This is a genomic window from Streptomyces tropicalis (assembly GCF_029269835.1).
Lineage (GTDB): Bacteria > Actinomycetota > Actinomycetes > Streptomycetales > Streptomycetaceae > Streptomyces > Streptomyces tropicalis.
This window is the reverse complement of record NZ_JARJBB010000049.1, coordinates 1-9,262: the sequence shown is the minus strand read 5'-3', so window position 1 is coordinate 9,262 and position 9,262 is coordinate 1. Positions and strand designations below refer to the sequence as shown.

Here is a 9,262-nt window from a genome sequence, read left to right as displayed (position 1 = left end):
GAGGGCGGGCATGAGCCAGCTCCTGGAAGGCGTGGCCGGAGTCGAGGAGTCGCTCCTGCCCGCCCGCAGCACCGCACCAACGTCGTCCGCCGCCGGATCCGGCGAGCGTCGGCCCGTTCCTGCGGCGGAAGGCTCGCGCTGGCTGAGCGCTCTGCGGCTGCACATCCTGCGCTCGCTCACCGCGACGATCTCCGGCCGGCCCCGCGTCGCCTTGTACGTCCTGGTCAAGGACAGCGGCAGCGCCACTGACCGGCGCGCCATAGCGCTCGCCCACGCCGCGCGGGCGGGCTTCGAGGTCGCCGAGACCTACGTCGACGACGAGTGGAGGGCCGACCCGGCTGCCCGGTTCGCCCTGGCCCGCGCCTACACGGCGCTGCGCCGAGGGGAAATCCACGGTCTTGTCGCCGCCTCGCGGGTCGACATCTCCTCCTGCGACTCCGTGTACGAGCAAGAACTCCAGCGCCTCCGGGCCGCCGACGGCTTCCTCGCCCTCGCCCTCGACGAGACCCGCATCTGAACAGGACACACCATGCCGAACGACACGAACTCCCCCGCCCCTCAAGCCGCGCCGGCCGCAGCACAGAAGGTACCGCCAGTGAAGGTGAAGCCGGGCCAGCGCCTGACGGGCGAGCGCAAGCAACGCTTCACCGCCTATGTCATCTCCCTGTACTCCTCCGAGCCCGAGCGCATGGCGATCCGGGCCATCTGCGAGAAGACCGGACGCTCTTACGGCAACATCCACCGCATCCTCACCGACGCCAAGGTGCCCATGCGCAACCGCGGCTACCAGAAGCCGTCCGGCCGGGAGGTGCACCATGACGACGTCGAATGAGATCAGCGGGCGCGCCCATCTGTCCGGCCTCGTCGTCCAGGCCCGGGACGTCCACGGCGGCCTCCACTACCACACGGCTCCTCAACCTTGGCCCATACCGCACCAACTGCCGCGCCTCACACCGCACTTCGTGAACCGCATCGCCGAGGTCAACACCTTGGACGAGGTCCGCCGCGGTGGTAGCAGTCTGGTGGTGATCACCGGGCTCGTCGGGGTCGGCAAGTCCGCTCTTGCCGTGCGGTGGCTTTCTTCCGCGACGGAGGCGGACAGGCCGGAGCTTTACGCCGAGCTGAGCGGACTCGGGGGTCCGGCCCGGCCCGAGGACGTACTGCAGCAGTGGCTTCGCGCCTCCGGGATCGACCGGCCGCCGGCGGACTTGCGGGAGCTGAGTGCCCTGTGGCGCTCGATCACCGCGGCCCGTCCGGTCTCGGTCCTGCTCGACAACGTGCGGGAAGCCGATCAGGTGCCGCCGCTCCTGCCCACCGGACCCGCCAGCATGACCGTCGTCACCAGCCGGCGGCTGTTGTGGGAGCTGGCGGTGGACGGCGCGGCATCCCTGCCTCTCGGCGCGCTCGCCCCCGACTCCTCGATCGCGCTGCTGGCCCGCTTCATCGGCGAGGAGCGGATCGCGGCCGAGCCCGCGGCCGCCGCCCTCCTCGCAAACGGGTGCGCACACCTACCCCTTCCGCTCACCCTGGCCGGTGCCCGGCTGAAGTCCCGGCCCGAGCGCGGCCTCGCCGCGGCCGCCGCCGTCCTTGTCCGCCCTCGCAGTGAGGACCCCGCACGCATGGCCGTCTCCGCTGGACTGACCGAGACCTACGACTCCTTGGGGGCGACCGCACAGTTCGTGTACCGGTCGCTCGCACTCCTGCCTGTCGGCGCCGTCGATCCGGACATGGTGAGCGCCGCCTGCCGTCTCCAGCGGAACGACGCTGAGCGGCTGCTGGACGTGCTCGCCGACGAGCAGCTGCTGACCCGGGGCACGTCCTACGTGGGCCCCAGGCCGCGGTACCAGATGGCCGCGGCCGCGCACGAGCACGCCCTCGCGCTCGCCGAACGGGTCGACGGGGCGGACGAGCGGCAGAGGCTGGTCGGGCGGCTGTGCGAGTGGATGCTCGCGATCGCCACCCAGGCCCAACGCCTTCTGACTCCTGCCCAGGCCACGCTGCGCAACCAGCTTCCCGCCCGGGCGGACGCCCCGCCCGTCTTCCACGACAGCCGCGGCGCGATGACCTGGCTTGAGGAGCACGAGGCCGATCTCCCAGCCGTACTGGAAGCAGCCGCGGCCGGTGGCGCGGACGAGGTCGTCTGGATGCTCGTCGACGCTTTCTGGGCCTTGTTCCTGCGCCGACATCCCTACGCACTGTGGATCCAGGCCCACGAGGTCGCTGTCGCCGCCGCGCGCCGTACCGGAAACGCGGCCGCCGTACGGCAGATGCTGCTGTCCGGCGCGATCGGCCTGAGCTCGGCCGGCCGCCTGGAGGAGGCGCTCACCCGGTACGCCGAGGCCCGGCAGGCCGCGCAGGCCGACGGCGACGTGCGCGACGAGGGACAGGCGCTGCTCGGGATCGGCGCCTGCCACCACGACGGCGGTCGCCCCGCCCAGGCCGAGCCGTACCTGAACCAGGCGGTGGCCGTGTGGACGGCTTGTGGCTACCGACGCGGTGTCGCGCTGGCGACGGTCCTGCTCGGCGAGATCTCCCTCACCCGTGGTGAGCCGGCCGAGGCTCTCGACAGGTTCGCTGCGGCGCACAGCGTCCTCGCGGGTATCGGCGACTCCTACGACGCGGCGCGCGCGCTCGCTCTGCAGGGCCACACCCGAGTCCTCCTCGGCGATCTCGACGCCGGTGTCACCGAGTTGCAGGACGCGCTCGCGGTCTTCGCCGCGGCAAGCAGCACCCGCTGGCAGGCGCGCACGCTGGAGCTGCTCGGCGACGCCTACCGGAAGCGCGGCAGCGAGCAGGCCGCCCTGGACTGCTTCCGGCAGGCCGCAGAACTCCTCGAGGTGATCCGCCCGGAAGAGGCGCAACGGCTGCGCCGGCAGGAGAACGGCCGATGACGGCCCCATCCCCCCGGCCGGGAGCCGGAGCGGGATCCCAGACGACCAACACCATGCGCGACGTCACCGTGCACGGAGCGGCCATCCAGGCCGGCAGCATCACCGGCGGCGTCCATGTCCATCACAACCCTGTCGGCCCGCCCACCCCGTGGCAGGTCAGACCGGTGCCCGCCTCCTTCACCGACCGTACCGAGGACCTGGACGGGCTCACCTCGTGGATCCGCGGCAGATCACCGTACGTCGGCGTCGTGGCTGTCCACGGTCCGCCCGGAGTCGGCAAGAGCACCCTGGCCCAGCGCCTCCTGGACGAACTACGCGACGAGTATCCCGGCGGTCAGCTCTACGTTGACCTGCGGGGGTATGACCCGGCGGGCCCGGTGCGGCTCGACGAAGCCCTCGGCCGGCTGCTGCGCTCCCTGTACGGCGGTGCTCTGCCCTCCGGGGTCGAGGAACGCGCCGCGTGGTGGAGGTCGGTGACGGCCGAGCGCTCCCGACGGCCGGTCGCCGTGCTTGTGGACAACGCCGTCCATGCGGATCAGGTGCGCGCGCTGCTACCCGGCGGGCGCGACCACCTGCTCGTGGTCACCAGCCGGCTGCCGCTGACCGATCTCGGTCGCGACGGAGCCCGCCACCACCACCTTCACCCGTTCTCCCCCACCGCCGCCCAGGAGTACCTGGCGGCCGTGGCCGGCGAGCACCGCGTCGCGGGCGACCGACGTGCCGCACACGCCATCGCATCCCTGGGCGCCGGACTTCCCCTCTCCCTCGCCCTCGCTGGGAGTGTGCTCGCCTCCCACCCCGAGCGATCCCTGGCCGAACTGGCCGCCGCACTGACCGAACGGCGCGAGCAGGTCAGCGCCTCGCCGCACGGCCTCACCCCCCTCGGAGTCGCCATGACCAGCTCCCTCGACGAGACCTACTGGGGCCTGCCCCGACCGCGCGCCCGCGTCTTCCGCAGCATGGGCCACCTCTTCCCCCGCGACGTGGACGCCGCCGTGACCGCCGCCGTCTGCGGCCTCACCCCGGAAGACGCCGAGCAGGAGCTGTCCGCACTCGCGGGTGCCGGCCTGCTGATCACGATGCGCGAGGACGCGATCCGCGGCACGGTGTACAGCTTCCACGACGAGGTCCACGCATACGCCCGGCACCGCGCGGTGACCGAGGCAACGGACGGCGAACTCGACGAACAGACCCGCCGCGCATTGGACTTCTACCTGGCCACCATCACCGCGGCCGAACGCTTGTTGACGGACACCCACCGCCGCCTGGCCCGCGACTACCGCTTCAAGCCCGACGGCCCCGCTCCCTTCAGCACGAAGGACGAGGCAGCCGCATGGCTCCATGCCCAGAGCATCAACCTGATGCCCGCCGTGCGCACCGCGGCGGCCGCCGCTCTCCCCCAGACCTGCTGGCAACTGGTCCACGCGCTGTGGGCCTACCTCCGCCTCTCCCACGATCACGCCCTCTGGGGCGAATCGCACCAGCTCGGCCTCACAGCCGCGCGCGAGTGCGGCGACCAGCTCGCCGAGCAGGAGATGCTGAACACCTGGGGCATCGGCATGAGAGGCGACAACCAGTTCGAGGCCGCCGTCGAGCGCTTCGAGCAGGTCCTGCAGATCGCTCGTGCCGGCGGCGACCGGCGCGGCGAGGCCCAGGCACTGCATGAGATCGGCTCCACCTACCTGGCCGCCGACCGCCCGAACGCGGCCCGTCCGCCACTTGAGCAGGGACGCGCTCTCCGCCAGATCCTTGGCGCCGAGGCCACCGACCCGGACGACCAACGCGTCTACACCCGCGCGGTCGCCCTCAGCGACACCGCCCTCGGACAGGTGGCCATCAGCCTCGGTGACGCAGCCGGAGCCCTCAGCCGGCTCGCCTCCGCGCGTACGACGCTCCTCGACCTCCAGGACGATCTCGACGCGGCCCGGGCCCTGGCCTGGCTCGCACGCGCACACGCCCTCGCGGGTGACCTCGACGCCGCCGAACGCGAAGGGCGACAAGCCGTCGCCGAGTGCACCGCGATCCGCTCCGCGCGCTGGACGGCCCGCAGCCTCGAACTCCTGGGTCGCACCCTGCGCGAGGCGGGCCGCGACGACCAGGCCCGCGACGCGTTCGAGCAGTCGCTCCAGATCTACACGGCCCTCAACCCGCGCGACGCCGACCGTGTCCGCCGCCAGCTGCCGGCCGATGCGTAATCCACCACTCCACCCTTCAGCGGCTCGGAAGCGCCACTCGACGCCGTCTTCTGCACCTGCTCCCCACCGAGACTCCGGAGGCATCCCATGACCCAGCGGACCACTCCCGTCATCACCCCCCTGACCCCCACCGAGCGCAAGGTGCTGGAGCAGGTCTCCTTCGGCCGCGCGCCGACGGACGGCTCCGCGAACCTGAACATGGCGCCGGGCACCTTCAGCCGGCACTCCACGCTGGTCGGCCACAAGCTGCAGGTCAAGAAGCCCCCACTGAAGGTGCAGATGGGCTTCGTGACCGGCGAACTCCCCCTGCCCGAACGCCTGCCGACGCCGGCGCCCTTCACCGAGAAGGAACGGCTGCTGTGGCAGGCCCATGCCCTGCACCACACGGCGGCCGCCATCGCCCAACACGCCGGGATCGACCAGTTCGACCTCACGGGCGAGACCGCCCGCCTCATGGCTAAGGCGAAGGCGGACAACGAGGCGCACCTGATCCGCCTTGGCCACTCCTACGGAATCCTCACCACCGACGACGTCCCCACGCCGTCACCGACGTGAACCAGAGATCCGTGCTGTCCCACCACCCACCCAGCCCCGAAGGGACTCAGCTCCGTGTCATCACCGGCCCGACCGCGGACCTGCGGAACGCGCGTACGCGTCACCGACGAGCTCCGCGGCGCCTCCTCCTCCGAGCGGCGCGGCATACCGGGCATCGCTCGGCGCTCGGTCGTCTGCGCCCTCGCGGAGCACGACGCGGGCCCGCACCACGGAATCCTTGTCGAGCTCGCTGACCCGCACGGTGATGCTGTGTGGGCCAGCTGGACCGGTCGGGAGGCGCTTCGCTGCTCCGTCCTGCCGGTGTGCGACCAGCACGGGCCGGACCCGCGCACGTTGTGCGACGCGTTCTCCGGCCACCCCGGAGCCTGCTCCTTCGACCAGCAGGACGCCTTCCGCCAGGACCCGGAGCGGGCGGAGCGGATCGACGCCGCGCTGGCCGTCCTGGCCACCTGCGACCATCTCCGTGCCGAGCACGTCGCGGCGGCCGCTCATGACGCCGTCCTGTTGACCTGGGACGAACTGCGGGCCCGCCGCATCTGGACCGCGCTGCCCGAGTGCGATCATGCCGCCGTGTACCGGCTGGTGAGCCGCGTCGACGCAGCGAGGTGGAAAGCAGCGCGCGTCGTCACTCCCCTTGCCCGTGACGCTGCGGAGGTCGGACTGCTCTGGGCCCCCGGCTCAGGTGGCCGGCTTCCTCACGGGGAGAGGGCCGAAACCCTCCTCAACGCCCTCGAACACCTTCCCGATGCGTGGCGGGCCGTGGTCCTCGGAGGACAGCGGGAGCCCCAGCAGGTCGAACGGAGCTGGTACTTCGACTCCGAATCACCAACCGCTCCCGCCCGCCCGTCACTGGACGACGCGGTCCATGACGCCGTCCAGCAGGCCCGCGCCGGGCAAGATCCTCCGCCCGCCGCTGACGACTGGTCGGGCGAGTGGGACTGCAAGGAGAACCGTGCCCGAGGGCAGGTCGTAAGCGAGCGCCTCGCGAAGCTGCCGTACGGCTGGCGGGTCGACACTGTGCGCAGCATCGCGCAGGGCACCCCGGCGATGAGCGCCGTGGGTGACGCGCAGACGGCCATCAACATCATCCGCAGCTATGGCGTCCATCTCGCCTGGAACGCACGGTGTCGCCCTCGCGCTACCGGTCAAGGGGACAACCGGTAGCGCGAGGGCGACACGTGCCCGGACTCACCCGGGGTGCGGTCCCTGGCGCTCGGCCGGTTCGCACCGGTCCGTGAGGGCGAGGGCGGCGGCGCGGAGAAGGAGACGCAGGCCGTCACCGGTCTGCGGCGCGTTCGTGCGGGGAGCTCGGCGGACGAGGGAGTCGGCGACCGCGAACGCGGCGGCGGCTGGGACCTTCCGGTAGCGGGTGACGGCCAGCACGCCGGCCGCTTCCATGTCGGCGACGAGGGCTTCCTCCGCCGCGTACTGCTGGACCTCGGCAGCGCTTTCCCGGTAGAGCGCGTCGGTGGTCCAGGCGCGCCCCCGGTGCGCGGCGGCGCCGAGAGCGTTGGTCGCGGCCTCTAGTCGGCCGGTCAGGTCGGGGTCGGGGTCGGCGTAGCGGCCGGGGGGAAGGTAGTGGTGGGAGAGGCCTTCGCCGCGCAGGGCGTCCTGGCAGATCACCAGGTCGCCGGGGTGGAGGATGTCGGTGAGCGTTGCGGCGGTGCCGATTGTGATGATCGCGCGGGCGCCGAGGGCGATGAGCTGTTCGACGATCAGTCCGGCGGCCGGGGCGCCGCGGCCGAAGCCGGAGCACAGGACGACACCTTCTGCTGTGCGGTGGAGGTCGGCCGACACCCAGCGCTCCAGCGGCCGGGTGCCGGGGCGGCGGGTGGCGTGCGCGGCGAGCGAGGACTGGTAGAGCAGGATCACCCCCGGGCTGTGGGCGAGGTCGGCGCCGGGGTGGTGGGCGCGGATGTAGTCGGCGTGTTCGGCCGGGTCGGTGAGGGCGGGCAGGAGGTGCTTGTCCGCGGGCAGCGGCACGCCAGGCGCCGGAGCGCTCACCGGGTAGCCGTTCGCTGCTCGATCGCGAGCAGCAGGCTCTGCTCTGCGGCGGGGTCGACTTCGTTGACGGCGTGCCAGGGCAGGACGGGGTCGTCGATGAGCCGTAGATGGCGCTCGAAGTCGAGGCCGTGGTCCGCCAGTGCCTTGAGCAGGACCTCGCGGTCCAGGCGGGTGAGGTCGGTGCCGCTGTCGTAGAGGTTCTCCAGGACGCGGCCGACGCGCCGGTCGCCGCGCAGGCAGACGGCCTCCAGGTAGAGGCGGTTGGTCTCGCCGTACTGGACGCGGTAGTGCTCGTCGAAGATCTCCTCGCCGACGAGGTCGCGCAGGCGTTCGGTGATCTGGGTGACGTAGCCGTCCAGGAGGGCGGGGTCGGTCATCGGCAGTCGCTGGGCGGGGGTGCCCGGTTCGGGCATGAACTGGTGCAGCTTGACGATGACGGAGGCATCCGGCCGGCCGAGGCGGTCGCGGATCTCCCGGGCGCGGTCGGCGATCGCGAGCCGGTCCTCCTCGCGTTCGCCGGGGGCGCCGACGATGAAGTACAGCATGATCGTGTTGATGACGTCGGAGGTCTCGCGGCACCGGTCGATGGCCTGGTCGACGCGCTCGGGCGGCATGGTCTTGCCGTACAGGGCGACCAGGTCGGCGGCGGCGAACTCGGGGGCGATGGTGACGATGCCGCGGGCCTGGGTCAGGCTCAGCTCGGTGAACAGGTGCCCGAAGTCGCCGAGTTCGTTGACGTCGCGGAGGTAGTCGGCGGTCATCTCGTCGGCGCGGACGGAGCCGATGATGGTGCTCACCTTGATGCCGCGGGCCGCGGCCCGGTCGCGGTAGGCGCGGATCCTCTGGAGGATCTCCGCGCGGTGGCGGTACTGGGTGAAGGTCGGGGCGCTGATGATGATCAGCGGCACACCGAGCTCTTCGAGGCGGTCGATGTAGGCGAGCATCTTCTCCAGCGGCGCCTGCCGGAACGGCGGGGTGCCCAGGGTGCAGAAGAAGCAGCTGTGGCGGCAGCCGACCAGCGGGATGATCCCGGCGGCCGTGCCGTCGGTGACGGGGTAGGCGAAGTGGGCATCGTGGAAGTCGGCCAGGGCGAGCCACTGAGCGCTCACTCGTTCGGGCACGGTGAGCGAGGTAGGCGTCACCGCGCTCACCCCTCCGCCGTCGACCAGGTCGCACGCGTACAGCGAGGGCACGTACAAGCCGGGGATCCGGGCGAGTTGCACCAGCAGCGGGGTGTCGGGGGTGGGGTCGGCCTGTCGGTAGGCGTGGACGGTGCGCAGGAGCTGGGGCAGGGACTTCTCCGCCTCGCCGAGGGCGACGACGTCGAGGTAGTCGGCAAGGACCTCGGGGTTGGCCAGGCCACCCTGTCCGCCGATGACGAGGGGGTGGACGCCGGCGACGCGGTCGGCGGTGCGCCGCGGGATGCCGGCGAGGTCCAGGAGCCGGAAGACGGAGTGCAGGTCGCCGGCGTTGGTCACCGACACCCCGATGACGTCGGCCTCGCGGACCGGGGCGGCGGACTCGATGGTGCGGTACGGGGCACCGGCGCGGGTGTACATGCGGTTGCCGTCGCGGACGAGGCTGTCGTACTGGACGGCCCGCTCGGCGTACGCGGGC

Annotated in this window: 8 protein-coding genes; 6 read left to right on the top strand and 2 right to left on the bottom strand. The window is 72.1% G+C overall.

Annotated features, from left to right (window positions below; all coding sequences use genetic code 11):
- The 6 genes from P3H78_RS32320 to P3H78_RS32295 form a co-directional block, all read left to right on the top strand.
- Nucleotides 1-517 (top strand): hypothetical protein (locus P3H78_RS32320; protein WP_276112748.1); only part of this gene is annotated, 517 nt, incomplete at its 5' end.
- 78 nt (nt 518-595) lie between these two features.
- Nucleotides 596-832: a helix-turn-helix domain-containing protein gene (locus tag P3H78_RS32315; RefSeq protein WP_276112747.1), complete on the top strand. Its 237-nt coding sequence runs from the start codon at nt 596-598 to the stop codon at nt 830-832.
- Nucleotides 816-2,891, top strand: coding sequence for a tetratricopeptide repeat protein (locus P3H78_RS32310; protein WP_276112746.1), 2,076 nt, complete (start codon nt 816-818; stop codon nt 2,889-2,891). Before P3H78_RS32315 ends, P3H78_RS32310 begins: the two co-directional genes overlap by 17 nt.
- Entirely contained in the window at nt 2,888-5,086 is a 2,199-nt protein-coding gene (locus P3H78_RS32305; protein ID WP_276112745.1) for a tetratricopeptide repeat protein, read from the top strand. Before P3H78_RS32310 ends, P3H78_RS32305 begins: the two co-directional genes overlap by 4 nt.
- An 87-nt stretch (nt 5,087-5,173) precedes the next feature.
- Entirely contained in the window at nt 5,174-5,641 is a 468-nt protein-coding gene (locus P3H78_RS32300; protein ID WP_276112744.1) for a helix-turn-helix domain-containing protein, read from the top strand.
- A 249-nt stretch (nt 5,642-5,890) separates the two neighbouring features.
- The gene (locus tag P3H78_RS32295) at nt 5,891-6,805 is read left to right on the top strand and encodes a hypothetical protein (RefSeq protein WP_276112743.1); all 915 of its coding nucleotides are present in this window, start codon (nt 5,891-5,893) and stop codon (nt 6,803-6,805) included.
- 24 nt (nt 6,806-6,829) lie between these two features.
- Here P3H78_RS32295 and P3H78_RS32290 read toward each other — a convergent pair whose 3' ends face one another.
- Together P3H78_RS32290 and P3H78_RS32285 are read right to left on the bottom strand one after the other, a co-directional pair.
- Nucleotides 6,830-7,645, bottom strand: coding sequence for a nucleoside phosphorylase (locus P3H78_RS32290; RefSeq protein ID WP_276112742.1), 816 nt, complete (start codon nt 7,643-7,645; stop codon nt 6,830-6,832).
- A partial coding sequence (locus P3H78_RS32285) for a B12-binding domain-containing radical SAM protein (RefSeq protein ID WP_276112741.1) occupies nt 7,642-9,262 on the bottom strand: 1,621 nt, incomplete at its 5' end. The genes P3H78_RS32290 and P3H78_RS32285, both read right to left, overlap by 4 nt.

Bases quoted from the DNA above. Each gene is read 5' to 3' on its own strand.
- P3H78_RS32300 (WP_276112744.1), top strand. From the start codon at position 5,174: ATGACCCAGCGGACCACTCCCGTCATCACCCCCCTGACCCCCACCGAG.
- P3H78_RS32305 (WP_276112745.1), top strand. From the start codon at position 2,888: ATGACGGCCCCATCCCCCCGGCCGGGAGCCGGAGCGGGATCCCAGACG.
- P3H78_RS32310 (WP_276112746.1), top strand. From the start codon at position 816: ATGACGACGTCGAATGAGATCAGCGGGCGCGCCCATCTGTCCGGCCTC.